We start from the raw sequence: 25,325 nt of genomic DNA on the forward strand, positions 1-25,325 counted from the left end.
AGCAGCTGGCGAAGCCTGCGTCCGGCTGCGCAGCAGTCGTAAATCCTGACGCCACGGATTACCTGCAAGATCGTGGTGTGAGATTTTTACGGCTGCTGCGCAGCCGAACGCAGGCTTCGCCAGCTGCTACAGGTTAGGTGCGGGTTTTTCCATCAGGGCCGTCAGCACATCTGTCACCGACCCAAACTCCCGATCCACCCCCGGCAATACCGGCCGCTTCAACACAATCACCGGCACCCCTCGCTCCCGTGCCACTTCCAGTTTTGGCTCGGTCGCGGTGCTGCCGCTGTTCTTGCTGATCAGCGCATCAATCTGCCGCCGCTCAAACAGCTCACGTTCATCCTCGATCAGAAACGGCCCGCGCGCGCCGATGACTTCACAGCGCTCGTTGCCCGGATAAACGTCCAGTGCACGCAGGGTCCAGAATTGCTCCGGCGGGATTTCGTGCAGGTGCTGCAATGGTTCGCGTCCCAGGGTGAACAGCGGTCGCCGAAAAGGTTTCAGTGTTTCAATCAACTCCGCCCAGTCGCTGACCTCGCGCCAGTCATCGTCGGCTTGCGGTTGCCAGGCCGGGCGCCGTAGTGCCCAGCATGGAATAGCCGCCAGATGGGCGGCTGTCGCTGCGTTCTGACTGATTTGTGCCGCGTAAGGATGGGTCGCGTCCAGCAGCAGGTCGATCCCTTCATCACGGATGAATTGCGCCAACCCTTCGGCGCCGCCATAGCCACCGACGCGTACCTGGCAGTTCAGATCGGCTGGCACGCGACCGACTCCGGCCAGGCTATAGATGTGATCGGGCCCGAGTGTCCGGGCGATGGCCAGGGCTTCCGTCACGCCGCCGAGCAACAAAATGCGTTTCATTGAAAAGCTCCTGCGTGGCCGACAATCCCGCCCTGGCGATCGATGGCAAACACTTCAACCTGAACCTGCGCCGGTACCACGCTGCGGGCGAAATCCAGCGCGTGCTGACACACCGTATCGCCGAGGGCGATTCCTGCCGCGCTGGCCATCGCCAGGGCTTGCTGGCTGGTGTTGGCTTCGCGGATGGCTTGCTGTAAGGGTTCATCGGCACCGACCGCCGCCGCCCACTCCGCCAGCTGCGGCAGGTCGATGCTCGAATGCCGACTGTGCAAATCCATGTGCCCGGCCGCCAGTTTGCTGATCTTGCCGAAGCCACCGCACAGGCTGAGTTTATCCACAGGCACTTTGCGCAAATGTTTGAGTACGGCGCCGACGAAGTCGCCCATTTCGATCAGGGCGATTTCCGGCAGCGCGTAGACGCGGCGCATGGTGTCTTCGCTGGCGTTGCCGGTGCACGCGGCGATGTGCAGGTAACCGTTGGTTGTTGCCACATCAATGCCCTGGTGGATCGAGGCGATGTAGGCCGCGCAGGAAAACGGCCGGACAATCCCGCTGGTACCGAGGATCGACAGGCCACCGAGAATGCCCAGCCGTGGATTCATGGTTTTCAGCGCCAGTGCTTCGCCGCCTTCGACGTTCACCGTGACCTCGAAACCGCCGCCGTAATCGAATTCCTTGGCCAGCAGGGTCAAGTGATCGGTGATCATCTTGCGCGGCACCGGGTTGATCGCCGGTTCGCCGACGCCCAGTACCAAACCCGGTCGGGTGACCGTGCCGACGCCACGTCCGGCACTGAAACGGACCCCTGGTTCGGCACTCAGGCGTACCTGGGAATAGAGCAGGGCGCCGTGGGTCACGTCTGGATCGTCGCCAGCGTCCTTGATCGTTCCGGCCTCGGCACCGTCGTGCGTCAGCCGACAGAACTCCAGGCGCATCGGCACCTGCTTGCCTTTGGGCAGGATGATTTCCACGGCGTCCGAGCTCACGCCACTGAGCAACAAGCGAGCAGCGGCGAGGCTGGTGGCGGTGGCGCAGCTGCCGGTGGTCAGGCCGCTGCGCAGCGGCGCGGGTTGTTCGGCGGTTTCGTCACGCATCGAGGGCTTTGACCACATCCAGCAAGGTAATCGGCAGTGCCTGACGCCATGTATCGAAATCCCCCAGCGGCTGCGCTTGAGCGATATGAATACGCGTCAGCTCACCGCCATGCTGTTCGCGCCAGGCCATCAGGGTCATTTCACTTTGCAGCGTGACGGCGTTGGCGACCAGTCGGCCGCCGGGTTTGAGTTGGGCCCAGCAGGCGTCCAGCACGCCTTCGCGGGTGACCCCGCCGCCAATAAAGATCGCATCCGGGCGTTCGAGGCCGGCCAGGGCGTGCGGCGCACTGCCGCGAATCAATTGCAGACCGGGCACGCCGAGTTCATCGCGGTTGTGCTCGATCAACTGCTGTCGACCTTCATCCGCCTCAATGGCCAGCGTCCGGCAGCTCGGGTGGGCGCGCATCCATTCGATGCCGATCGAACCGCTGCCGGCGCCGACATCCCACAGCAGTTCGCCGGGTGTCGGGGCGAGGCGGGCGAGGGTGATTGCGCGCACATCGCGTTTGGTCAACTGACCGTCATGCTTGAAGGCCGAGTCCGGCAAGCCGGCCAGTCGTGACAGGCGTGGTGTGTTCGGTTCGGCGATGCATTCGATGGCGATCAGGTTCAAGTCGGCAATGGCCGGATCGGTCCATTCGTTGGCAACGCTATCGAGGCGTCGTTCAGCCTCGCCGCCCAAGTGTTCCAGCACGCTCAGGCGACTGGGTCCGAACCCGCGCTCACGCAATAGCGCGGCAATCGCGGCAGGACTTTCGCCATCGTTGCTGAGCACCAGCAGACGAACACCGCTGAACAGGTGCGCATTCAGCGCGGCGATGGGACGGGCGACTACCGAAAGTGTCACTACCTCTTGCAGCGGCCAGCCCATTCGCGCGGCAGCCAGGGAACAAGAGGAGGGCGCCGGCAGGATCAGCATTTCGTCGCCGGGTAATTGCCGGGCCAGGCTGGCGCCGACACCGAAGAACATCGGGTCGCCGCTGGCCAGTACGCAAACCGGCTCGCCACGCAGGGCCAACAGTGGATCGAGGGAGAACGGGCTGGGCCACGGTTGGCGCTCGGCACGAAGGCACGGGGGCAGCAAATCCAGGTGCCGCTGACCGCCGAAAATCCGCGATGCACGCAACAGCGCGTGCCGGGCGTTTTTACCCAGCCCTTTGAAACCGTCTTCACCGATGCCTACTACCGTCAGCCAGGGCGTCATGCCTGCTCCTTGAAAAAATGACCCACAGCATTGGTTGCAACCGGGTTCGGGCCTGCGCGCAATGATACCTCGGCCGTACTGGAATGTATGGCGGGTCAGTCATTAACGTGTCTGCGCGAGATTAAATATCCTGAGTTACTTCGCCGATTGTTGGCGTGGAGAGTATCTGGTTAATTTGAGGTGTTCATTCGTGTTGAGATTAACTAATCAAACTACATAAAAAGGAATTTTATGTTCGATCTATCTACCGACTTTCCAACAGTGGAACAACGCCTGGACTTTCTGGGCCTGATGCCCTCGGCATCTGACGATTATGTAGCGCCAGTCACACCGCGCTCGCTGGCAGTCGCTCAGCCCCGCACAGCCTCCATCCATACTCGGGCAACCATTGCGGGCAGCACGATTGTTTCTGTCGCCGGAGTCGTCTCCGAAGACGATGAACAAAGTGTGCTGGACTGTGCGCTTTATCTGGAACAATACACGGACACAAAGTATGACCGGGAAACCGAGTGGTATGAGTGGTTGCAACATTACACGTTGGGGCTCTGGCACCTTGGCTGGATTCATCAGCGTCCCGTCATGCTCGAAAGCCGACGTACTGTTCTGTACGAACCCATTACCCATGCAATCCTCGACACACTGAAACCACAAGCCAGTGGGCCTATGTACACCGCAGCGATGGAGTCGTTCGAGGCGTTGAAAGGCAATCTGCAGGCATCCATGCTATTGGCACAAACCAGCGGGAGAGAGCGGGGGCGACAATTTCAAACCATGCCCTGCGCCTATGATGCCCGCGGCGGACTGACGCTCATGCTGATTCATTCATGGTATTTGGCCGCTGTGAACCCGGAGCAGTTTCTGTTCGTAAAGTGGCTGGAGCATGACGTCACGCTGATTCAGCACTTCGGGACGTTCACCCTGGACCGCAAGCGCTTCGACGGGGTGGCCACCGCGATGCGGGCCAAAATCACAGAGCGCAGCCGCGACTATCTCCTGCGGATGTGAGAAGGCTCGAGCGTTCATTCGAGAGTGGCGGGTAACCGGAGGCGTTAATGCGCTCGTTGTCCGACAAGCTTTTCATACCCCGTTGCAAAGCAGGCATAATACCGCCCGCTTCGCCCGCGAAGTGCCTCGCCACCTGAACGGGTCACCCCCTTGAACGAACGTCCGATGTCCTCTGCCTTACGCCCCTCGGCCTGCCCGGGGCTATTGCGTATTGTCCCGGCGCTGGATGGTGGTATCTGTCGGATCAAGCTGAACGGTGGCTCGATCAGCAGCGTTCAGGCCGAGGCAGTAGCGGCTGCAGCCGAGCGTTTCGCCAGCGGGGCGATTGAGGCCACCAACCGGGCCAACCTGCAGATACGCGGGATCGGCAGTGCGCATACGGCGCTGGTCGACAGTCTGCTGGCCGCTGGTTTGGGGCCACAAACGGCGGCTGGCGATGATGTACGTAACCTGATGCTCAGCCCAAGCGCCGGGATTGATCGGCAGAGGGTGTTCGACACCCGGCCACTGGCTAAACAAATACTCGCTTCGGTGCAGAGTCACGAACGTTTCCACGACCTCAGCGCCAAGTTCGCGGTGCAGCTCGATGGCGGCGAATCTTTGGCGATGCTCGAACATCCCCATGACCTATGGCTCTCGGCCTTTGAGCGAGACGGACAATCACGGCTGGCTTTCGGTCTGGCGGGATGCCCGACGGACAGGCCAGTGGGCTCGGTTTCACTGGGCGATGGTCACGCTCTGGTCGTCGCGGTGCTTGAGTTGTTCCTCGAACTTGCGCGTCCCGAGCAAACCCGTATGCGCCATTTGCTGAGCGAGCATCCGGTCGAGGACTTTCTGGTTCGACTGGCCGGGTGTGTGCCGATCCAGGCCGTTGCCGATTGGCAGCGTATCCCTGGCTCAAACGCGCTGCACATCGGCGCTCACCCCCAGGCCGAGGCAGATTTTGTGTATGTCGGGGCCGTGCCGCCATTGGGGCGGCTTGATCCCGCGATGCTTCGGGGGGTGGCGCAACTGGCGCACGAGTTCGGCGACGCGAGCTTGCGTTTCACGCCTTGGCAAAGTCTGCTGTTACCCAATGTCCGGATCGAAAACGCCGCGCAAGTCATTCGGCGTCTACAACGGTTGGGCCTGATGTGCGAAGCCGATCAGGCGTTGTCCCGGTTGATCGCCTGCACCGGTTCAAACGGCTGCGGCAAAGGGTTGGCCGATACCAAGGGCGATGCCCTGGAACTGGCTTTGCTGTTGCAGCGACAGGGTCATGTACTGAGCGTGCATTTGAGTGGCTGCTCGCGCTCTTGCGCTGCCGCACATACAGCGCCGTTCACGTTACTGGCCGTCGCCCAGGGTCACTACGATCTATATTTTCGCGATGCAGCGCAGCCGGGTTTCGGCGCCCTGCACGCACGCAACCTTACTATTGAAGCGGTCGCCGCCTTGCTCGACGCCCGCTCTCGGAGCCCTCTTGATGCTTGATTACATCCGCGACGGTCAGGAGATCTATCGCAACTCCTTCGCGATCATTCGTGCCGAGGCCAACCTCGACCGAATCCCGGCCGATCTGGAAAAACTCGCGGTACGGGTCATTCACGCCTGTGGCATGGTCGATGCGATTGACGGCCTGCAATTCTCCGAAGGTGCGGGCCAGGCCGGGCGCGATGCGCTGGCCGCCGGTGCGCCGATTCTGTGTGATGCACGGATGGTGTCCGAAGGTGTAACCCGCACTCGCTTGCCCGCGAACAACGAAGTCATCTGCACCCTGCGCGATGAAAGCGTTCCTGACCTGGCCCGCGAGTTGGGCAACACCCGATCCGCCGCCGCGCTGGAACTGTGGCGCCCACATCTGGAAGGCAGCGTGGTCGTCATCGGCAACGCACCGACCGCGCTGTTTTATCTTCTGGAAATGCTCGACGCCGGTGCCCCGAAACCGGCGCTGATCCTTGGCTTCCCGGTGGGTTTCGTTGGCGCCGCCGAATCCAAGGCAGCGCTCGCCGCTGACAGTCGCGGCGTGCCGTTCGTCATCATGCAAGGCCGGCTGGGCGGTAGCGCCATGGCTGCCGCCGCCGTCAATGCCCTCGCCACGGAGATCGAATAATGCAGCAACCTGGACGTTTGATCGGCCTCGGCGTGGGCCCCGGTGATCCGGAACTGATTACCGTCAAAGCCTTGCGCCTGCTGCGCGAATCCCCGGTGGTGGCGTACTTCGTCGCCAAGGGCAAGAAAGGCAATGCCTTCGGCATCATCGAAGCGCATCTGCAAGCCGCACAGAATTTGCTGCCGCTGGTCTACCCAGTGACCACTGAAACCTTGCCGGCGCCGCTGTCCTACGAGCAAGTGATCAGCGACTTCTATGATGACGCCGCCGAGGGCATCGCGACGCATCTCGATGCGGGGCGCGACGTGGCGGTCATCTGCGAAGGCGATCCGTTCTTCTACGGCTCCTACATGTACCTGCACGATCGCCTTTCTGAGCGTTACGAAGCCGAAGTCGTGCCGGGTGTGTGTTCGATGCTTGGCGGTGCCTCGGTACTCGGTGCACCGCTGGTGTATCGCAATCAGAGTCTGTCGGTGCTGTCCGGGGTGTTGCCTCACGATGATCTCAAGCGTCGATTGGCTGATGCCGACGCGGCGGTGATCATGAAATTGGGGCGCAACTTTCCCAAAGTTCGCCAGGTGCTGGAAGAACTCGGTCTGGCCGAGCGCGCGCTGTACGTCGAGCGAGCCACCATGGCCAACCAGAAAATCGTCCCGCTGGATCAGGTCGAGCCGATGTCCTCGCCGTACTTCTCGCTGATTATCGTTCCAGGCGAAAGGTGGCAAGGCTGATGACTCGTCCAGTTCCAGCGATCGTCATTCTCGGCAATGGCAGCCTCGCCACCGCACGCGGTATTCAACAGCTGTATCCCGGCGCACTGATCCACGGCCTGGCCGAACGCGTTGAAGGCGCGGACTGTCTCTACCGCGAGTTCGGTACGACCCTGCGTGAGCTCTATCAACAGGACACGCCGATCATTGCGTTGTGCGCGGCCGGGATCGTGATCCGCACGCTGGCGCCGTTGCTGCTGGAAAAAGGTGCCGAGCCGCCGGTCCTGGCGGTGGCCGAAGATGGCAGCGCGGTGGTGCCGTTACTTGGCGGCCTCGGCGGCGTGAATGTGATGGCGCGGGAGATTGCCGCAGCGCTGGACGTCACCGCGGCGATCACCACCAGCGGCGAACTGCGTTTCGGCACGTGCCTGCTCAATCCACCCAGCGGTTATGCCCTTGGCGATCTGGAATTGGGCAAGCGTTTCGTTTCCGATCTGTTGGCCGGTGAAACAGTGCGTATTGAAGGTGCGGCGCCATGGTTGGCGCACGCTCAGTTGCCGGAGAATGAACAGGCGCGGCTGACCGTTCATGTTGGCCATGTCGAACGAACGCCAGCCGCCCACGAGTTGTTGATCTACCCGCGCAACGTGGTGGTCGCTGTGAATGCTGGCGTGGCCAATGTGCCGAGGGTGGTACGCGAAGCATTGCATCAGGCAAAAGTCGCCCTGCAATCGCTGGCCTGCCTGCTGGCCGCTGACACTGAAATGGCCAGCCCGACGTTGCGAGAAGCGGCGCTTGAGCTGGGCGTGCCATTGCGGTTTGCCAGCGCTGACGGGGATGTCAGTGAACTGGCCCGCCATGCCATCGGCCAGTCTGTTTCCCTTCTTGGCGACGACACCATCGCCATTGCAATCGCCGAACAGCCGTTGGACCCATCGCAGATCGGACGACCGCGCGGGCGTCTGGCGGTGATCGGCCTGGGGCCAGGTGCCGCCGAACTGATGGTGCCCGCGGTAAAGACTGAGCTGGCACGAGCAAATGATGTGCTGGGTTACGAAACCTATGTGCGGATGGCCGGGCCGTTTCGCGCCGACCAGGTGCTGCATTGCACTGACAACCGTGAAGAAATGCAGCGAGCTCGCCACGCCTTCGAGCTGGCGGCCCAGGGACGTTCGGTCGTGGTGGTTTCCTCGGGCGATCCAGGCGTTTTCGCAATGGCCGCCGCGGTGCTGGAAGCCCTTCACGAATCCACGGACGCCCACTGGCACGCCGTGGATCTTGAGATTCTGCCGGGTGTTTCCGCGTCGATGGCCACCGCCGCGCAGGCCGGTGCGCCGTTGGGGCATGACTTCTGTGTCATGTCGCTGTCGGACAACCTCAAGCCTTGGTCGATCATCGAGAAACGTCTGGATCTGGCCGCTGAAGCCGATCTGGCACTGGCTTTCTACAACCCGATCTCTCGTTCACGGCCATGGCAACTGGGCCGTGCACTGGAGATCGTCGCGCAGCATCGTCTTCCTCAGACGCCCGTCGTACTGGGCCGCGACATCGGCCGTCCAGGGCAAACCTTGCGGGTCACGACGCTGGGGCAACTGACTCCCGATCAGGTGGATATGCGAACCATGGTCCTTGTGGGTTCCTCGACCACCTGTGCTTTTCCTCGTTCAGAAGGTGGGGAATGGGTGTACACGCCACGCTGGTATGGCAGCAAGCCATAAAATAGCGAATAGCCGGCGCCAGGCCGGCTATATCAACTGATAAACAATTTTATATGGATTTAAATGTCGATTTTTTAATGGCGGTTTTTGTGTGCGCTATTAAATAATATTATACGTTTGTTGGTTTGACTGAAGAGGGGTTGCTTGTTAGGTTTTACGGGTCTGCAAGATGCAGTCTAAGTTAATAACAAGGAGTTAAGTTGGATGATTGAAAGTAAAGCAATTGATTTGAATTTTGATTATGCGGCACAGTCGGAATATTTTGGGCTGGGCGAGGTGTCGACTCAATCTGTCCCTATGGCGCGAATGGCACGTTCAAACAGTATTTCCAGGCAAGACGGGAACGACCCGGCTGCTGTTTTGGGTTCGACCATCGCTGCATATGATGAAGCGCTGTCTGAGGAGGACCGCGAGGCATTCGACGATACTGTTCTTTATGCGGAACTTCGTGCCGACAAACTCTTCGATCGGGAAACCCAACGTCGCGAGTGGTATCGCGAGTACAGCAAGGCCGTAACGAATTGCGGTTGGCCAACCATGAACGACCCGTACAAGGAGTTCATCAGTCGGGAGCTGGACTTCACCATGGATGAGGCGGCACTGCAGATCATCGCGCTGGTCGCCGGGGCGGACAAACTGAAAGTTATACCGCTGATTTCTTCAGCCTTGAACGCCCTTGAAAAAAATGAAGGTGCAATAAAACTGGTTGAAATCAAAAGTAAAAAGAATAAGGCGGCTAACTTTCAAATGGTGCCCTGTATTTCTTTGGGAGGACGGCCAACCATGATTGCGTGCGCCATGCAAATGGAGTCACGCGAACTTATTACCAAAATACTGTTTTTCAAATATCGAGGCGAAGAAGTCAAAGTGTATAACGCCGCAACGCGTCGTACATTGAATCGGCGTGCTTATAATGTGGTCAAGGACATTGTTCAGGCAGAGGTCGACAGGAGTCGGCTGGAGTACTTCAAGACCCCACTGTAAATTTTTGCGAGAGCTTTGCGGTTAGAGGCTCTCGCTTCTTATAGGGAAAGTGAGACATGGAAAGTCATCATCAGGAGTCTTTTGTCGATTCCGGTTTGTTAAGTGTGTTGTCGGTTTCATTGAGCAACCAAATGAAGTGCGACATCTTGTATTCTTTACTTGCCTCCCAATTGAAAGCGTCGAGCAAGTTTCCGAATGCCAGCGAGTTCTCGCAACGGCACGGTGTTTTTATCGAGGCCCTTAAGCAGTCCGCCTGGCCTCTCAGGCGAGAGCAAGTCCTGCAGTCATTGTTCGAGAGCCAGGCCAGCGTCACGCTGACGGAGGTAATTACCCGCGCGATGGCAGGCCGGTCGTTGCAGAGTGAGTGTGAGCTGGCGTGCGAAGCCATTGGCGATTTGGCCCGCCTCCCGACCGATTTGCCCATCCAGGCGCAGCAACTCAGTCAGCGTACGGTCAAGGTTCCCGGCGGGGGAGAAGAGCGCCGTTTTACTGTGCACTTGCTGTTTGCCGTGAGCACACAGAATGCCCGCATAGAGGTGTTCTACCTTGAGTTTGAGACGAAGCAAAGCGTGGGAGAGCACTGTCTGGAACAAGCCTTTTCGACTCGTAGCTTCACTTCACCGATAGTGCTGAAGCATCACTCATTCGAGATGGCAGCCAGGGCTTTCGCCAAAAGCAGAGAACACATCGTCGCCTTTGTACAAGGGCACACGCTGATGGCTGTCAGGCCAAGGCTTGAGCTATCGCAGGAGCCATTGTCTTGTGGTGCCGTTATGGCACCAGATAACCCTTCACCCCTGTGAAAATGATCTGCGCCGCCAGTGCGCACACAAACAACCCCATCAACCGGCTGACAATCTGCAGCCCCTGGTCACCCAGAATCCGCTCGATGCGGTTCGACAGATAAAGCACCACACCCACCGTGAAGCTGGCCAGGGCAATGCTGAGGATGGCCGTGAGTTTGTCATCCCAGTGTGGCTGGCTGACGCCCATCACCAACAAGGCGCCGATGGTGCCAGGGCCGACGGTCAGGGGGATGGTCAGCGGGACGATGGTCACGTCCTGTTGCACGTTGTCGGTCTGTACCGCCGACTTGCCTTGGGCCATGCCCAGTGCCGAGATGAACAGCACGCTGCCGGCACCGATGCGAAACGCATCCACGGTGATGCCAAAGACACTGAAAATCACCCGTCCGAACAGGTACAGCAAGACGCTGGAAACCAGTGTGGCGACCGCCACTTTCCAGGCCAGTCGACGTTGTTCCTTGCGCGAATAACCGCGAGTCAGGCTGATGAAACAGGACAACACGAAGAAGGGGCTGTAGAGCACCAACATCTTCAGGTAAACGCTGAACAACACGTGGAGCATGGGGCAAGCTCGCTGGCGAGGGAAGTCGAGGGGGAGTCTATCAGGCGTTGCGGGGTCTGTCGGCTCAGGACGTTTGGGTTGCTGCACGGTTCAACTGGTCGCGCTGCGCAACCCAGTGTTCGATCAGGTCGCGCAATTGCGACAGCTCGACCGGCTTGGCCATGTGCCCGTCCATGCCGGCCTGGCGCGCGCGCTCTTTATGCTCGGCGAGGATATGCGCGGTCAACGCCACTATAGGAGTGCGAATCCGCTTGTTGCCGACTTCCCAGGCGCGCAATTGCTGGGTGGCCGAGAAGCCGTCGAGGATCGGCATTTCGCAGTCCATCAGCACCAGGTCGTAACGCTGGGCTTTCATGGCCTGCAGGGCTTCTTCGCCATTGCTGGCGGTGTCCGGTTGCAGGTTGAGCTTGCCCAGCATTCCGCGAATCACCTTGGTCGAGATGCTGTTGTCTTCGGCCACCAGAATGCGGAAATCGCTGGGGACCTTGACCGGCAAGGTCGGACCGGTGGGGGCAAGCTGCGCCACGGAGAGGCCCTTGTTTCGCTGGTTCAGTTCATCTGCCAGCGTCGTCTTCAGGGTGTAGCCAGCCACCGGTTTGGCGAGGATGCGTTTGATTCCGGAATTGCGCGCGATGATCTTGCTTGGCGCGTTGCTGATGCCGGTGAGCATGATCAGCAGGATGTCATGATTCAGGCTCGGGTCTTCCTTGATCTTGGCCGCCAGTTGCATGCCGGTCATGCCTGGCATGTTCTGGTCCAGCAGGACTACGTCGAAGTAGTCGCGCAAGTGCGCCTTGGTGCGCAGCAACGCCAACGCTTCCTTGCCGGACGCGACGGCACTGACGTTCAGGCCCCAGGCACTGCACTGCTGCACCAGCACTTTGCGGCAGGTGTCGTTGTCGTCCACCACCAACACCCGCGCACCCTGGAGTGGGCCATCGAGGTCGGACGTCGGGTGTTCGAGGCGGTCTGGGTCCAGCGGCAAGGTCAGCCAAAGGGTGCTGCCCTGGTGGGTGCCACTCTTGATGCCGAACTCTCCATGCATCAAGCGAATCAGCTGACGGGCAATCACCAACCCCAGATTACCTCCGAGGCGGGTGGCCGAGAGGAAATTCTTGCTGTGCAGTTCGGCGTGCATCAGCGCATCGCGTTCGTCGGCGTCCATGGGTTCACCGCTGTCCTGCACGGCGATGCGCAGGCGCGGTTTGGCGCTGCGCTCGTCGAGCGCGACAACAATCAGGATTTCGCCTTCGTCGGTTTTCTTCAGGGCGTTTTCCAGAAGGCTCAGCAAGGTCTGGCGCAAACGCGTCGGGTCGCCGCTGATGACCCGCGGTACTTGCGGCTGAATAAAGCTGATCAGCTCGACATTCTGCTGCTCGGCCTTGGCGCGGAAGATGCTCAGGCAGTCTTCGATCAGTGCGTTGAGATCGAACTGCACATCGTCCAGTTCGATCTGTCCGGATTCGAGCTTGGAAATGTCGAGAATTTCGTTGATCAAGGTCAGCAATTCATTGCCGGCGCTGTGGATGGTTTGTACATAGTCGCGCTGCTTGACCGACAGCGGCGTACCCAGCAGCAGCTCGGTCATGCCCAATACGCCATTCATCGGGGTGCGGATTTCGTGACTGATTTTTGCCAGGAATTCGGCCTTGGCATTGATCTCGGCGTTGCTGGCGGCCAGGTCGCGGCTGATGCTGAAACGGTCTTCGGTGATGCTGCGCTGGCGCTCGCTCAGGGCAATGCTCATCAACAGGCCGCTGATGCAGATGAACACCAACAGCGTGGTGATCAACCCTTGTGGCTCAATCAGGGTCAGTCCCAGCAAAGCCGGCAAGATAATCAGTGTGCCTAGATTGAATACCACCATGGCGGCCACGAACAGCCGCGCAGGTCGATAGCCTTTTTGCCAGTGCCAGGCGCTGACGAACAACATGGTAAGGCCCGCGAGGGCGACGAGTGCGTAAGTGATGATGTTCAGCGGTAGCGTGTTGACGAACAGCAGCAGCAGACCGCAGACAATGATGAGCAGGATGTCACCCAGCAGCACTTTGTTCAGCGGGTGTGGGCCGAGTGGGGCGAAGAAGCAATAGGCAAGCATCAACCCGCACGGTGCCGTCAGCAGCAGGGCGAGGTAGGCGCCGGGCGTTTGTACTGCACGCCAGTCCGGCAACCATGGCCCGGCCAGGTTCAGCAGCAGCAACAGGCTGAGCATCAACAACGCTTCGCAGGCGGCCAGCCAGAGGCTGCTACGCGAGCGGGTGTAGGCGTAACGGATGAGGTTGTGCAGGATCAGCATGGCGATACAACCGAACAGCAGACCGTAAATCAGCGTCTGGTTCTGATTGGCAGCGGTCATGACCGCCGATTGCAGCGTGATGTAAGGCCTCAACTGGTGATCGGAGACCAGCCGCAGGTAAACATCGAGCGGCTTGTCGCTTTGCGGTAGCGGCAACATGAAGTCGCTGCTGGGCAACGGTCGTTCACCCTGGGGTTGCTCGGTGCCGGTGTTCAAATGCTCGATCAGCGAATCGCCGTCCAGCACATAAAGATTGAAGCGCGACAGGTCGGGCGCGAACACCCGCAGTAGCTGTTCATGCTTGCCGGGTGCAAGCCTGAATCGCAGCCACAACGCACCTTCGGGTTCGGCTGCGGTGAGGTGGTCCAGTTCGATGGGGCTGAATTGATTGGTGTAGCGCGCGGAACGGATGTCGTTGAGCTGTAGATCGCCCTGTTCGTCGAGCAATACCGCCCAGCCACTGCCTTGCGCGGCCAGGGCCGGGAGCATGCAGAGCAAAGTCAGCAGAGTGACGGTGAAACCTATGGCAATCCTGAGCCAGCGCACGGCGAAATCCCTTCGTAGGTTAATGCCAGATTATAACTATGCGCGGCGCCGGAATAGTCCGGCAAGGGCCCGAAGCCCTTGCCTGGCCGAATGGCTGGCTTATTCCTGAGTTTCGCCACGCTCGCGGGCAATTGCACGGTAGCCAATGTCTTTGCGATAGAAACAACCTTCCCAATCAATCCTGGCCGCCAGCTTGTAAGCCTGCTGCTGAGCCGCATCGACGCTGGCGCCCATGGCGGTTGCGCAGAGCACCCGACCACCGGCCGTCACCACTTGACCGTCCTTGAGCGCAGTGCCGGCGTGGAAGACTTTACCTTCCAGTGCCGCAGCTGCATCCAGGCCATTGATGGCCACACCTTTGGCATAGTCACCCGGATAGCCGCCAGCGGCGAGCACGATACCGACACTCGGACGTGGATCCCATTGCGCTTCGACCTTGTCCAGGGCTTGCGCCAGGGCTGCTTCGACCAGCAACACCAGGCTCGACTGCAAGCGCAGCATCACGGGTTGGGTCTCAGGGTCGCCGAAACGGCAGTTGAATTCGATGACTTTTGGGTTACCAGCCTTGTCGATCATCAGACCGGCGTACAGGAAACCAGTGTAGACGTTGCCTTCATCGGCCATGCCACGCACGGTGGGCCAGATCACCAGGTCCATGACGCGCTTGTGCACTTCGCTGGTGACCACCGGGGCAGGGGAGTAAGCCCCCATGCCACCGGTGTTTGGGCCGGTGTCGCCGTCGCCGACGCGTTTGTGGTCCTGACTGGTTGCCATTGGCAGCACGTTCTTGCCGTCGACCATGACGATGAAGCTGGCTTCTTCGCCGTCGAGGAACTCTTCAATCACTACCCGCGACCCGGCTTCGCCGAATGCGTTGCCCGCCAACATGTCGCGAACGGCGTCTTCGGCTTCGGTCAGCGTCATGGCAACGATGACGCCTTTACCGGCGGCCAGGCCATCGGCCTTGATCACGATCGGGGCGCCTTTTTCACGCAGATAAGCCAGGGCAGGCTCGATCTCGGTGAAGTTCTGGTAGTCGGCAGTCGGGATCTTGTGGCGAGCCAGGAAATCCTTGGTGAAGGCTTTCGAGCCTTCAAGCTGAGCAGCACCCGCGGTCGGACCAAAGCAGTCCAGGCCACGCTTGCGGAACAGATCGACAACGCCGGCGACCAGCGGCACTTCCGGGCCGACGATGGTCAGGGAAACGTTGTTCTCGGCAAAGTCGGCCAGTTGCTCAAGGGCCAGCACGTCGATAGCGACGTTCTCGCACTTGGCTTCAATGGCGGTGCCGGCATTTCCCGGGGCCACGAAGACCTTCTGCACGCGTGGATCCTGGGCTACTTTCCAGGCCAGGGCGTGTTCACGGCCACCGCTGCCAATGATCAAAACATTCATTTCAAAAACCTCGGATGACGCTCATCTGGGACTGTAGGAGCAGCCGATCGACGCTCGATTGCTCGCGATGGTGGTTAACGATGACGCGGGGCATCAGAAGCAGTGCGGCGCCTTATCGTTTTTCGCGAGCAAGCTCGCTCCTACAGTGGACGTGTTATCAGTGACGGAAGTGGCGCATGCCGGTGAATACCATAGCGATGCCGGCTTCATCGGCTGCAGCAATCACTTCGTTATCCCGCATCGAGCCACCCGGCTGGATCACCGCGGTGATGCCAACCTTGGCCGCGTTGTCGATGCCGTCGCGGAACGGGAAGAACGCGTCGGAAGCCATGACCGCACCCTGCACTTGCAGACCGGCGTGTTCAGCCTTGATCGCGGCAATACGGGCAGAGTTCACGCGGCTCATCTGGCCCGCGCCGACACCGATGGTCTGACGGTTTTTGGCGTAGACGATGGCATTGGATTTAACGTACTTGGCGACTTTCCAGGCGAAGATCAGGTCGTTGATTTCCTGTTCGGTCGGGGCGCGCTTGGTCACGACTTTCAGGTCATCGGCGCTGATCATGCCGATATCACGGCTCTGCACCAGCAGACCACCGTTGACGCGTTTGTAGTCCCACGCCGCGGCGCGATCTGCCGACCATTCGCCGCAGGCCAGCAAACGCACGTTGGCTTTCGCTGCCACGATGGCTCGGGCTTCTGCGCTGACGGATGGCGCGATGATCACTTCGACAAACTGACGCTCGACGATGGCCTTGGCAGTCTCGGCATCCAGTTCGCGGTTGAACGCGATGATGCCGCCGAACGCCGATTCGGTGTCGGTCGCGTAAGCCAGTTCGTAGGCCTGACGGATGCCGCCTTCGGCGTCCGGGCTGACGGCAACGCCGCATGGGTTGGCGTGCTTGACGATGACGCACGCTGGCTTGACGAAGCTCTTCACGCATTCCAGCGCGGCATCGGTGTCGGCCACGTTGTTGTACGACAGTTCTTTGCCTTGCAGTTGGGTCGCGGTGGCGATACCGACCTCGCTTGGCTTGGCTTCCACGTAGAACGCCGCGCTCTGATGCGGGTTCTCGCCGTAGCGCATTTCCTGAGCCTTCACGAACTGGCTGTTGAACGTGCGCGGGAACTCACTGCGACCTTCGGTGCTGAGGGTGTCAGCGGCCTGGTTCACGGTGCCCATGTAGTTGGCGATCATGCCGTCGTAGGCGGCGGTGTGTTCGAAGGCCTTGAGCATCAGGTCGAAACGCTGAGCGTAGGTCAGACCGCCGGCCTTGAGGCCTTCAAGAACACTGGTGTAATCGCTGGCATTCACCACGATGGCCACGTCTTTGTGGTTCTTGGCTGCCGAACGGACCATGGTCGGGCCGCCGATATCGATGTTCTCGATGGCAGTCGGCAGGTCGCAGCCTGGCTTGTTGATGGTGGCTTCGAACGGGTACAGGTTGACCGCGACCAGATCGATCGGCTTGATGCCGTGCTCGTTCATGATGGCGTCGTCGATACCGCGACGACCGAGGATCCCGCCGTGGATTTTCGGGTGCAGGGTTTTCACCCGACCGTCCATCATTTCTGCGAAACCGGTGTAGTCCGCGACTTCCACAGCGGCAACACCGTTGTCGCGCAGCAGCTTGAACGTTCCGCCGGTGGAGAGGATCTCGACGCCCAGGGCTTCAAGCTCTTTGGCGAATTCGAGGATCCCGGTCTTGTCGGAAACGCTGATCAAGGCGCGGCGGATCGGCAGGCGGGTAGTCTGGTCGGTCATCTCAATTTCCATCAAAAGCAAAGGAGTCAGCAAAAAAGGCGACCGTTTTTACGCGGGCGCCTTTCTGGTTTGATTGAATGCTTACAGCAAATCGTACTGCTTGAGTTTCTTGCGCAGCGTGCCCCGGTTCAGCCCGAGCAGCTCGCTGGCCTTGGTCTGGTTGCCCTTGACGTAGTTCATCACGCACTCGAGCAGGGGGGCCTCGACTTCGGAGAGCACCAAGTTGTACACATCCGTGACGGCAGCGCCCTCAAGGTGGGCGAAATAATTGTGCAGCGCCTTCTCGACACTCCCGCGAAGGGTCTGACCTTCTTCGCTCGGCGTATTGAGGTGCTGTTTCAAATTCACGTTGTCGCTCACGGGTGTTGTTCCACTCACTAAAGTCTCGGTCATCATCGTCATGCGGCCACCCCCTCTCCGTCCCCTGTCAGGCTCTTATAACGTTCGGCAAAGAAGCCCTGAACGTTGGCGCATTGTGCTTCCGTATCTTCCAAACGATTGAAGTGGGCGCGAAACTCCCTGGCGCCCGGCAAGGTTGCGAGATACCAGCCCACATGCTTGCGAGCGATACGGACACCCATAACGTCTCCATAGAAAACGTGAAGTGCGGCCAGATGCTCTAGCAGAATGCGTTCCACCTCGATCAGTTCCAGTGCCGGGAGTTTTTCGCCGGTACGCAGAAAATGATCGATCTCGCGAAAAATCCATGGCCGCCCCTGGGCAGCCCGTCCAACCAACAGTCCATCGGCGCCGGTCGCGTCGAGCACGTACCGGGCCTTCTCCGGCGAATCAATATCGCCGTTGGCAAAGACCGGAATCGACACCGCCTGTTTGATCGCGGCAATGGTGTCGTACTCGGCTTCACCGGTGTACAGATCGGCACGGGTGCGGCCATGGACCGCCAACGCCGTAATGCCTGCCTGCTCGGCGATCTTCGCCACGGTCAGGCCGTTCTTGTTGTCCCGGTCCCAGCCGGTACGGATCTTCAACGTGACCGGCACATCGACTGCAGCCACTACCGCTTGCAGGATCTCGGTCACCAGTGCTTCGTCCTTCAACAAGGCGGAACCGGCGGCCTTGTTGCAGACCTTCTTCGCCGGGCAGCCCATGTTGATATCAATAATCTGTGCGCCCAGTTCAACGTTGGCCCGGGCCGCCTCCGCCAGCATCTGTGCATCCCCACCGGCGATCTGTACCGAGCGTGGCTCGGGATCACCTTCGTGGATCATGCGCAGGCGCGATTTGCGGGTATTCCACAAACTCATGTCGCTGGTGACCATTTCCGAGACGACAAGCCCGGCGCCCAGTCGCTTGCACAGCTGACGAAAGGGCTGGTCGGTGACGCCCGCCATGGGGGCGAGAATCAAGCCGTTGTGCAATGTATATGGACCGATGCGTACCGCCGACATAGGACTTCCCTGTTGTGGGGCCGGATCATGAGAGTTCGAAAAAGGGTTGGCATGATACCCGCTCTCGATGACTGGATAAAGGCTGAATTGAACAAAATCTGAACAGTTATTCTGTTATTGCCAGCGGTTTGGTTCGCGCGGGTAAAGTCAGAATGTCGCCATCAACCCTGATCAGCGGGGCGTTTCACTCGGGCGAATGAAAGCTCAGGCTGTAGTTCACCGCTTTTGGGCCTGGATCGAGAATATCCAGTGCAATGTGGATCGGCGTTTGCGGAGGCATTTCAGCCATGCCTTCGAGGTCACCGTTGAGGTATTCGCCGGGCTTGAACCGGCGGCTGGCAATCAGATGGCCATTGAGGTCAGCAAAGCGCAGCTCCAGCAGCGGGAAGGGCTGAGAGAAGGGCGCACGGTTATAGATAATCGCATCGACCACCAGGGCTCCACTGAAATCCGGATGGCTGCGAACCACCAGGTTGCTGCTTTTTATTTTCGCAATGTCGACTTTGGACGGCACCGTGCAACCGATTTGCGGGCACAGTTGCTGGAACCACGGACGGTACTGGTCCTGGCGCGCCAGTTCGTCGAAATGGTAGGCGACGTATTGACCGACAAGACCGGCGGCCCCGAGCAGGATCAGCAGCAGCCAGAAAAACCGGCGGCCCCAGGGGGAGCGGCGCTTTTGCCAATCGAGTTGCAGCGGATCATCGGTCAGGTCCTGCAGCACTTCGGCATGTACGGCCGGTTCACTGCGTTCGCGGCGCTTGCGCAGGGGGGCGATGGAAGGCAGGTCGTCGTCGATCTCGTCGGTTGCCGACAACCGTTCGTGATGAATTGGGGTGTCGAGTGGATCGTGCAGGCGCAACTGCGGAGGCAGAGGCCCGTCATCCAGTTCCACCGGCTCAAGCGACAGCGAAGGTTCGGTGCGCTCGTGTTGGCTCGGCTCGAGTTCCAGTTCCGGCAAGTCGTCTTCAGCGGCCTGTGCGCGATCGGCCGCTGACTCACTGAACAGGCTGTCGGACCAGGGTTCTTCGGTCTCGGGATTATCTCGATGAGCACTCAGGCTGTCTTCGCGGTGCCGGCCGAATTCGGTGGTCGGCTGGATTTCCCGCTGTTCGAGGCGCGCGAGTTCTTCGTCCAGGTCCAGGCTGTCCAGATCCAGTTCGGCGGCGGTCCATTGCTTCAGGCTGATGGCCCGTTGCTCCGGCGCATCGACGATGGGCGGTGCGGTTGGCACAACCGCTTCCTTGCCGGCCTGCTCAAGCAATTGCTTGGCGGCGTTAAACACCTGCAAGCACGAGCCGCAACGAACCACTCCGCGGGCCACGCTCAACTGAGCATGGCTGACACGGAAGCTGGTTTGGCAATGCGGGCACTGAGTGACGAAGCTGTCGGTCATGCGGCGATCCGGTTTATGCAGGCGTCCATTCTAGCGCCGACGGCCGGTAATGCGCACCCAGCCATCGCGATTGGCAATCGGGTCCAGATCGAAGTCCTGAGCGTAGGCTTTGGCGACGTCTTCGCCTTGTTCGGCGAGGATGCCCGACAGCGCCAAACGACCGCCGGGCTTGACCAGGCTGGACAGTTGCGGCGCCAGGGAAACCAGCGGGCCGGCGAGGATGTTCGCCACCAGCACGTCAGCCTGAACCTGCGGCAAGTCTTCTGGCAGATAGAGCGGGAACAAGGCTTCGGCGATGTTGTTGCGTCCGGCGTTGTCGCGGGAGGCCTCCAGCGCCTGCACGTCGATGTCGGTGCCGACGGCTTCCTTGGCGCCCAGCAGCAAGGCAGCAATCGCCAGAATCCCCGAGCCGCAGCCGAAGTCCAGCACGTTGCAGCCTTTGAGATCCTGGCCGTCGAGCCATTCCAGGCACAGCGCTGTGGTTGGGTGAGTGCCGGTGCCGAACGCCAGGCCCGGATCCAGCAGCAGATTCACTGCATCAGGCTCCGGCGCGGCGTGCCAGCTCGGGACGATCCACAGGCGCTGGCCAAAACGCATCGGTTGGAAGCCGTCCATCCAGCTGCGCTCCCAATCCTGGTCTTCGATGACTTCGCTGTGATGCTCGGGCAGCGGACTGCCGGTCAGCAACTCAAGGTGGGCCAATACGCTGGCGGCTTCGGTGCCGCCTTCGAACAGAGCCAGCAGGTGAGTGTGAGACCACAGCGGGGTGGTATTGAGTTCCGGTTCGAAGATCGGCTGATCTTCGGCGTCCATGAAGGTCACCGACACGGCGCCCACTTCAAGGAAAGCGTCTTCGTAGGTTTCGGCTTGTTCTGGGCTGATGGCGAGACGGACTTGCAGCCAAGGCATGGCGGGCACCTTTGAAAAATATTGATTGCAGCCTGGCGGGCTACGATAAGCACGCAAGTTTACGCGAGCGCGGAGGTTTTGTGGGAGTGGGCGAGCCTTAATGCCATTCAGTTCAGTCGCGACGCAATCTGTAGCAGCTGGCGAAGCCTGCGTTCGGCTGCGCAGCAGTCGTCAATCCAGACCGTGTGTTGTTTCAGGAAGACCGTGCACTCAGGTTTTACGACTGCTGCGCAGCCGAACGCAGGCTTCGCCAGCTGCTACGGGGGTATGTTGCAGTCCGCATGAAATCTCCAGAAACAACAAAGCCGCCCGAAGGCGGCTTTGTTGATCGGGCTAAAGCTTAGTGCTTGTCGCCAGCCAGCTTGTGTTCCAGGTAGTGGATGTTGACTCCGCCTTTGCAGAAGCCTTCATCGCGGACCAGATCGCGGTGCAGCGGGATGTTGGTCTTGATCCCGTCGACAACGATTTCGTCCAGTGCATTGCGCATGCGCGCCATGGCTTCGTCACGGGTTGCACCGTAGGTGATCAGCTTGCCGATCAACGAATCGTAGTTCGGCGGAACGGCATAGCCACTGTACAGGTGCGAATCGACGCGAACGCCGTTGCCGCCTGGCGCGTGGAAATGCTTGACCGTGCCCGGGCTCGGCATGAAGGTCTTCGGGTCTTCGGCGTTGATCCGGCATTCCAGCGCGTGGCCGCGGATAACCACGTCTTCCTGGGTGAACGACAACTTGTTGCCAGCGGCGATGCTCAGCATCTCCTTGACGATGTCGATGCCAGTGACCATCTCCGACACCGGGTGCTCAACCTGAACGCGGGTGTTCATTTCGATGAAATAGAACGCGCCGTTCTCGTACAGGAACTCGAAAGTCCCCGCGCCACGGTAATTGATGTCGATGCAAGCCTTGACGCAGCGTGCGAGGACTTCGGCGCGTGCTTTCTCGTCGATGCCCGGTGCCGGCGCTTCTTCGAGAACCTTCTGGTGACGACGTTGCAGCGAGCAGTCGCGGTCGCCCAGATGGATCGCGTGACCCTGGCCATCGGAAAGCACCTGGACTTCCACGTGACGTGGGTTGGTCAGGAATTTTTCCAGGTAGACCATCGGGTTGCCAAACGCCGCACCGGCTTCGGAGCGGGTCAGTTTCGCCGAGGAAATCAGGTCTTCTTCTTTATGCACAACGCGCATGCCGCGACCACCACCGCCGCCAGCGGCTTTGATGATCACCGGGTAACCGACTTCACGACCAATGCGCAGAGCGGTTTCTTCGTCTTCAGGCAGCGGGCCGTCGGAACCCGGAACGGTTGGAACGCCAGCAGCGATCATGGCGTGCTTGGCCGATACCTTGTCGCCCATCAGGCGAATGGTGTCGGCTTTCGGGCCAATGAACGCGAAACCGGACTTTTCGACCTGTTCGGCGAAGTCGGCGTTTTCCGCAAGGAAGCCGTAGCCTGGGTGGATGGCAGTAGCGCCGGTCACTTCAGCCGCGGCGATGATTGCCGGAATGTGCAGGTAAGAATGAGCGGCCGATGCCGGACCGATGCAGACGGATTCGTCTGCCAGGCCCAGGTGCATCAATTCTTTGTCGGCCTTGGAGTAAACGGCGACAGTCTTGATGCCCATCTCTTTGCAGGCGCGCAGGATCCGCAGGGCAATCTCACCGCGGTTGGCGATCAGAACTTTTTCCAACTTCGCAGTCATCAAAGGCTCTCCGCGGTTCAAACGATGGTGAACAGCGGTTGGTCGTACTCAACCGGCTGGCCGTCTTCGACGAGGATGGATTCGATCACACCGCTGGTTTCAGCTTCGATGTGGTTCATCATCTTCATCGCTTCAACGATGCACAGGGTGTCGCCTTTCTTCACGGTCTGGCCAACTTCAACGAAGGAAGGCGAAGACGGCGAGGATTTGCGATAGAACGTGCCGACCATCGGCGAACGGGCAACGTTGCCGTTCAGAACAGGGGCAGCGGGTGCCGCAGGAGCAGCAGCGGCAACCGGAGCAGCGGCCACTGGCGCAGGCGCCGGAGCCTGCATTGGAGCCGGTGCATAGTACTGCTGAGCCGGGGTCTTGCTATGACGGCTGATGCGTACGGACTCTTCGCCTTCCTTGATCTCGAGCTCGTCGATGCCGGACTCTTCCAGCAATTCGATCAGTTTCTTAACTTTACGGATATCCATGAATCATCAACTCCCAAGGGTCGGTCAGGGGCGTTACGCTTGTTGTTCAAGCCGTTGCCTGTCTTTCAAGCAGCTCTAGTGCGGCCTCCAGGGCCAGTCGATAACCGCTGGCGCCAAGGCCGCAGATCACTCCCACCGCTACGTCGGAGAAGTAAGAGTGATGGCGGAAAGGTTCGCGTTTGTGCACGTTAGACAAATGCACTTCGATGAATGGGATGCTCACCGCCAGCAGCGCGTCACGTAATGCGACACTTGTATGCGTAAAAGCTGCTGGGTTGATCAGAATGAAGTCGACACCTTCGCCGCGAGCGGCGTGGATGCGGTCGATCAATTCGTACTCGGCATTGCTTTGCAGGTAGAGCAAATGGTGGCCGGCTTCACGGGCACGGCGCTCCAGATCCTGATTGATCTGCGCCAGGGTGGTTGCCCCGTAGACGCCCGGTTCGCGGGTGCCGAGCAAGTTCAGGTTGGGTCCGTGCAGAACCAATAAGGTCGCCATCTGCTGTTCCTTGTTATCTGTGTGCAATTGTCAGAGCCCGGCGACTATGCCGCAAAGCCTTTGTGACTGTCCAGTTCTCTGCAATAGCCAGCACGATGACCGATGTTTGCGAAAAATTTATGACTGGGTAGTTAAATGCGGTCATTTGCTTTCGCAACACGTTCGGCGAAGTCCGTTGCGTTGATTTCGCCGATCACCCGCACATCGGTACGTTCGACACCATCTTTGCCAAAAAACATCAGCGCCGGAGGGCCGAACAGCTTGTAGCGGTCCAGCAGGGCACGTTGTTCGGCGTTGCTGGCGGTGATGTCGAAACGGATCAACCGATAGCCCTTGAGGCGTTCGATGACCTTCGCGTCGTTGAGCACTTCATGCTCGATGACTTTGCAGCTGATGCACCAGTCGGCGTACCAGTCGAGCAACAGCGGGGTGCCAGACGATTGGGCGTCAGCGAGGGCACTGTCCAGGTCTGACGGGGTGCTGACGGTTTGCCAGTCACTGGTGTCTTGCGTACTTTCGGCAACATTGCGGGGCTGGCCAATCGGATTGGTCGGATCGGTCTGACCGCTGAACGCTCCGTACCAGCAGGCCAGCGCGTAAAAAAGCAGGAACATCCCGAGCAGTTGGCCGAGACGTTTTCGAGGCGGTTTGTAGACGAATTCCAGCGCGCCCATGAATAACCCGACACCACCGGCCAGCAAGCCGATCAGCAGCAAAGTGATTTGCCCCGGCAATACGCGACTGAGCAACCCGATCGCCAACCCCAGTAACAATACGCCGATCGCGTTTTTTACATAGACCAGCCACGGCCCGCTTTTCGGCAGCCAGGCGGCGCCACCGGTGGCCACGAGTAACAGCGGCGCGCCCATGCCGAGACCGAGCATGAACAGTTTTAACCCACCTCCCAGCGCATCGCCGCTGGCACTGATGTACAGCAACGCACCGGCCAGCGGTGCCGAAACGCAAGGCGAAACCAGCAGGCTGGACACTACGCCCAACACGGCTGCGCCCCACAGCGAGCCGCCTTCGGTGCGGCCGGCGATCCGGTCCAGTCGACTGCTGATTGCATGCGGCAGCTTGAGTTCGAAGACGCCGAACATCGCCAACGCAAACACCGCAAAAAACAACGCGAACGGCACCAGCACCCAGGCCGATTGCAGCCGCGCCTGAAGATTGAGCTGGGCGCCGAACATCCCCATCAGCGCCCCGAGCAGGGCGAAGCATGCGGCCATTGGCAGCACGTAAGCGAGTGATAGATTGAAGCCGCGCAAACCACCGACCTGCCCACGCAATACCACGCCAGACAGGATTGGCAGCATGGGCAGCACGCACGGTGTGAAGGTCAGGCCCAGGCCTGCGAGGAAGAACACAGCCAGTTCGCGCCAGCTCCAGTTTTTGCCTGGGGCGCCGCTGTTGGCGCCGTTGCCATCGATGCTCAGGCGCTCGGTCTCTGGCGGGTAGCACAGGCCTTTGTCGGCGCAGCCCTGATAGGTGACAGCCAGGGTGAAGGGGCGTTGATCGGTGCGCGGCAGTTCTACATCGAGAATGCCGTGGTAGACCTCGACGTCGCCGAAATACTCATCGTGCTTTTTTTCGCCCGGGGGCAGTTGTGCGGCCCCAAGGCCGACATCGGCTGGATCGGCTCGAAACTGAAAGCGATGCCGATAGAGGTAGTATCCCTCGGTCGCGACGAAGCGCAATTTGATCGTTTGTGGCGTGCTGTCTACCAGGCTCAACTGAAAGGCTTGGCGCACCGGCAGAAAGTCGGCGCTGTTATTGATCGATCCCAGCGTTGTACTGGGTCGACTGTCCAGCAAGCCGGCGGCGGAAGCCGGCAGGGCGAGCACTAAAAGCAGCAGGCAGAGCAAACGGCGCATGACAATCTCGCGTATCGGA

General features: G+C 59.9%; 22 protein-coding genes. 7 read left to right on the forward strand and 15 right to left on the reverse strand.

Features of this window, described 5'->3' with window-relative positions; genetic code table 11:
- Positions 1-126 precede the first annotated feature (126 nt).
- From AC1MDT_RS24800 to cbiE, 3 genes are read right to left on the reverse strand one after another with little or no spacing between them, the layout of a single operon-like run.
- A complete protein-coding gene (locus AC1MDT_RS24800) occupies positions 127-861 on the reverse strand; it encodes a cobalt-precorrin-6A reductase (RefSeq protein ID WP_480419384.1) in 735 nt (244 codons plus the stop codon).
- Positions 858-1,955: a cobalt-precorrin-5B (C(1))-methyltransferase gene (locus tag AC1MDT_RS24805; protein ID WP_480419385.1), complete on the reverse strand. Its 1,098-nt coding sequence runs from the start codon at positions 1,953-1,955 to the stop codon at positions 858-860. Before AC1MDT_RS24805 ends, AC1MDT_RS24800 begins: the two co-directional genes overlap by 4 nt.
- Positions 1,948-3,159 (reverse strand): precorrin-6y C5,15-methyltransferase (decarboxylating) subunit CbiE, encoded by a 1,212-nt coding sequence (gene cbiE / locus AC1MDT_RS24810; RefSeq protein WP_480419386.1) that lies wholly within the window; start codon positions 3,157-3,159, stop codon positions 1,948-1,950. The genes AC1MDT_RS24805 and cbiE overlap by 8 nt, the downstream gene beginning before the upstream one ends.
- Positions 3,160-3,390: 231 nt before the next feature.
- On the opposite strand from cbiE, the gene AC1MDT_RS24815 reads away from it, so the two are divergent.
- The 7 genes from AC1MDT_RS24815 to AC1MDT_RS24845 all read left to right on the forward strand — a co-directional run bounded on the left by AC1MDT_RS24815 (position 3,391) and on the right by AC1MDT_RS24845 (position 10,471).
- Complete coding sequence (locus AC1MDT_RS24815) at positions 3,391-4,164, forward strand: hypothetical protein (protein ID WP_480419387.1); 774 nt, start codon at positions 3,391-3,393, stop codon at positions 4,162-4,164.
- A 165-nt stretch (positions 4,165-4,329) separates the two neighbouring features.
- A complete protein-coding gene (gene cobG / locus AC1MDT_RS24820) occupies positions 4,330-5,637 on the forward strand; it encodes a precorrin-3B synthase (protein WP_480419388.1) in 1,308 nt (435 codons plus the stop codon).
- Positions 5,630-6,256, forward strand: coding sequence for a precorrin-8X methylmutase (locus tag AC1MDT_RS24825; RefSeq protein WP_480419389.1), 627 nt, complete (start codon positions 5,630-5,632; stop codon positions 6,254-6,256). Before cobG ends, AC1MDT_RS24825 begins: the two co-directional genes overlap by 8 nt.
- Entirely contained in the window at positions 6,256-6,987 is a 732-nt protein-coding gene (locus AC1MDT_RS24830) for a precorrin-2 C(20)-methyltransferase (RefSeq protein ID WP_480419390.1), read from the forward strand. Before AC1MDT_RS24825 ends, AC1MDT_RS24830 begins: the two co-directional genes overlap by 1 nt.
- Positions 6,987-8,684, forward strand: coding sequence for a precorrin-3B C(17)-methyltransferase (cobJ, locus tag AC1MDT_RS24835; RefSeq protein WP_480419391.1), 1,698 nt, complete (start codon positions 6,987-6,989; stop codon positions 8,682-8,684). The genes AC1MDT_RS24830 and cobJ overlap by 1 nt, the downstream gene beginning before the upstream one ends.
- Positions 8,685-8,888: 204 nt before the next feature.
- The gene (locus AC1MDT_RS24840) at positions 8,889-9,668 is read left to right on the forward strand and encodes a hypothetical protein (RefSeq protein WP_480419392.1); all 780 of its coding nucleotides are present in this window, start codon (positions 8,889-8,891) and stop codon (positions 9,666-9,668) included.
- 56 nt (positions 9,669-9,724) lie between these two features.
- Positions 9,725-10,471, forward strand: coding sequence for a hypothetical protein (locus AC1MDT_RS24845; protein WP_480419393.1), 747 nt, complete (start codon positions 9,725-9,727; stop codon positions 10,469-10,471).
- On the opposite strand, the gene AC1MDT_RS24850 is transcribed toward AC1MDT_RS24845, so the two are convergent.
- From AC1MDT_RS24850 to AC1MDT_RS24905, 12 genes are all read right to left on the reverse strand, one after another.
- Complete coding sequence (locus AC1MDT_RS24850) at positions 10,440-11,036, reverse strand: MarC family protein (protein WP_054044032.1); 597 nt, start codon at positions 11,034-11,036, stop codon at positions 10,440-10,442. The genes AC1MDT_RS24845 and AC1MDT_RS24850 overlap by 32 nt on opposite strands.
- Positions 11,037-11,100: 64 nt before the next feature.
- Complete coding sequence (locus AC1MDT_RS24855) at positions 11,101-13,878, reverse strand: hybrid sensor histidine kinase/response regulator (RefSeq protein ID WP_480419394.1); 2,778 nt, start codon at positions 13,876-13,878, stop codon at positions 11,101-11,103.
- A 99-nt stretch (positions 13,879-13,977) separates the two neighbouring features.
- Positions 13,978-15,273, reverse strand: coding sequence for a phosphoribosylamine--glycine ligase (gene purD / locus AC1MDT_RS24860; RefSeq protein WP_480419395.1), 1,296 nt, complete (start codon positions 15,271-15,273; stop codon positions 13,978-13,980).
- 157 nt (positions 15,274-15,430) lie between these two features.
- Complete coding sequence (gene purH, locus AC1MDT_RS24865; protein ID WP_480419396.1) at positions 15,431-17,038, reverse strand: bifunctional phosphoribosylaminoimidazolecarboxamide formyltransferase/IMP cyclohydrolase; 1,608 nt, start codon at positions 17,036-17,038, stop codon at positions 15,431-15,433.
- An 81-nt stretch (positions 17,039-17,119) separates the two neighbouring features.
- A complete protein-coding gene (fis, locus tag AC1MDT_RS24870; protein WP_007907419.1) occupies positions 17,120-17,440 on the reverse strand; it encodes a DNA-binding transcriptional regulator Fis in 321 nt (106 codons plus the stop codon).
- Entirely contained in the window at positions 17,437-18,447 is a 1,011-nt protein-coding gene (gene dusB, locus AC1MDT_RS24875) for a tRNA dihydrouridine synthase DusB (protein ID WP_414908866.1), read from the reverse strand. The genes fis and dusB overlap by 4 nt, the downstream gene beginning before the upstream one ends.
- Positions 18,448-18,631: 184 nt before the next feature.
- A complete protein-coding gene (locus AC1MDT_RS24880) occupies positions 18,632-19,843 on the reverse strand; it encodes a DUF3426 domain-containing protein (protein WP_480419397.1) in 1,212 nt (403 codons plus the stop codon).
- Between the two features lie 30 nt (positions 19,844-19,873).
- On the reverse strand, positions 19,874-20,752 hold the full coding sequence (prmA, locus tag AC1MDT_RS24885; RefSeq protein ID WP_201115066.1) for a 50S ribosomal protein L11 methyltransferase: 879 nt from the start codon (positions 20,750-20,752) through the stop codon (positions 19,874-19,876).
- Between the two features lie 340 nt (positions 20,753-21,092).
- Entirely contained in the window at positions 21,093-22,451 is a 1,359-nt protein-coding gene (gene accC, locus AC1MDT_RS24890) for an acetyl-CoA carboxylase biotin carboxylase subunit (RefSeq protein ID WP_480419398.1), read from the reverse strand.
- Between the two features lie 17 nt (positions 22,452-22,468).
- Positions 22,469-22,930 (reverse strand): acetyl-CoA carboxylase biotin carboxyl carrier protein, encoded by a 462-nt coding sequence (gene accB / locus AC1MDT_RS24895; protein WP_480419399.1) that lies wholly within the window; start codon positions 22,928-22,930, stop codon positions 22,469-22,471.
- A 46-nt stretch (positions 22,931-22,976) separates the two neighbouring features.
- Entirely contained in the window at positions 22,977-23,429 is a 453-nt protein-coding gene (aroQ, locus tag AC1MDT_RS24900; protein WP_480419400.1) for a type II 3-dehydroquinate dehydratase, read from the reverse strand.
- A gap of 131 nt (positions 23,430-23,560) precedes the next feature.
- Positions 23,561-25,306: a protein-disulfide reductase DsbD gene (locus tag AC1MDT_RS24905; RefSeq protein WP_480419401.1), complete on the reverse strand. Its 1,746-nt coding sequence runs from the start codon at positions 25,304-25,306 to the stop codon at positions 23,561-23,563.
- Between the last annotated feature and the right edge of the window lie 19 nt (positions 25,307-25,325).

The organism is Pseudomonas sp. ASL7 (assembly GCF_056680375.1).

What these genes read in the sequence shown, in the direction of transcription:
- purD (WP_480419395.1), bottom strand. Translation starts at nt 15,273, where the DNA reads ATGAATGTTTTGATCATTGGCAGCGGTGGCCGTGAACACGCCCTGGCC.
- accB (WP_480419399.1), bottom strand. Translation starts at nt 22,930, where the DNA reads ATGGATATCCGTAAAGTTAAGAAACTGATCGAATTGCTGGAAGAGTCC.
- AC1MDT_RS24880 (WP_480419397.1), bottom strand. Translation starts at nt 19,843, where the DNA reads ATGACCGACAGCTTCGTCACTCAGTGCCCGCATTGCCAAACCAGCTTC.
- AC1MDT_RS24800 (WP_480419384.1), bottom strand. Translation starts at nt 861, where the DNA reads ATGAAACGCATTTTGTTGCTCGGCGGCGTGACGGAAGCCCTGGCCATC.
- aroQ (WP_480419400.1), bottom strand. Translation starts at nt 23,429, where the DNA reads ATGGCGACCTTATTGGTTCTGCACGGACCCAACCTGAACTTGCTCGGC.
- AC1MDT_RS24905 (WP_480419401.1), bottom strand. Translation starts at nt 25,306, where the DNA reads ATGCGCCGTTTGCTCTGCCTGCTGCTTTTAGTGCTCGCCCTGCCGGCT.
- cobG (WP_480419388.1), top strand. Translation starts at nt 4,330, where the DNA reads ATGTCCTCTGCCTTACGCCCCTCGGCCTGCCCGGGGCTATTGCGTATT.
- prmA (WP_201115066.1), bottom strand. Translation starts at nt 20,752, where the DNA reads ATGCCTTGGCTGCAAGTCCGTCTCGCCATCAGCCCAGAACAAGCCGAA.
- purH (WP_480419396.1), bottom strand. Translation starts at nt 17,038, where the DNA reads ATGACCGACCAGACTACCCGCCTGCCGATCCGCCGCGCCTTGATCAGC.
- cbiE (WP_480419386.1), bottom strand. Translation starts at nt 3,159, where the DNA reads ATGACGCCCTGGCTGACGGTAGTAGGCATCGGTGAAGACGGTTTCAAA.
- AC1MDT_RS24815 (WP_480419387.1), top strand. Translation starts at nt 3,391, where the DNA reads ATGTTCGATCTATCTACCGACTTTCCAACAGTGGAACAACGCCTGGAC.
- AC1MDT_RS24805 (WP_480419385.1), bottom strand. Translation starts at nt 1,955, where the DNA reads ATGCGTGACGAAACCGCCGAACAACCCGCGCCGCTGCGCAGCGGCCTG.
- cobJ (WP_480419391.1), top strand. Translation starts at nt 6,987, where the DNA reads ATGACTCGTCCAGTTCCAGCGATCGTCATTCTCGGCAATGGCAGCCTC.
- accC (WP_480419398.1), bottom strand. Translation starts at nt 22,451, where the DNA reads ATGACTGCGAAGTTGGAAAAAGTTCTGATCGCCAACCGCGGTGAGATT.
- AC1MDT_RS24850 (WP_054044032.1), bottom strand. Translation starts at nt 11,036, where the DNA reads ATGCTCCACGTGTTGTTCAGCGTTTACCTGAAGATGTTGGTGCTCTAC.
- AC1MDT_RS24830 (WP_480419390.1), top strand. Translation starts at nt 6,256, where the DNA reads ATGCAGCAACCTGGACGTTTGATCGGCCTCGGCGTGGGCCCCGGTGAT.
- AC1MDT_RS24845 (WP_480419393.1), top strand. Translation starts at nt 9,725, where the DNA reads ATGGAAAGTCATCATCAGGAGTCTTTTGTCGATTCCGGTTTGTTAAGT.
- AC1MDT_RS24840 (WP_480419392.1), top strand. Translation starts at nt 8,889, where the DNA reads ATGATTGAAAGTAAAGCAATTGATTTGAATTTTGATTATGCGGCACAG.
- AC1MDT_RS24825 (WP_480419389.1), top strand. Translation starts at nt 5,630, where the DNA reads ATGCTTGATTACATCCGCGACGGTCAGGAGATCTATCGCAACTCCTTC.
- fis (WP_007907419.1), bottom strand. Translation starts at nt 17,440, where the DNA reads ATGACGATGATGACCGAGACTTTAGTGAGTGGAACAACACCCGTGAGC.
- dusB (WP_414908866.1), bottom strand. Translation starts at nt 18,447, where the DNA reads ATGTCGGCGGTACGCATCGGTCCATATACATTGCACAACGGCTTGATT.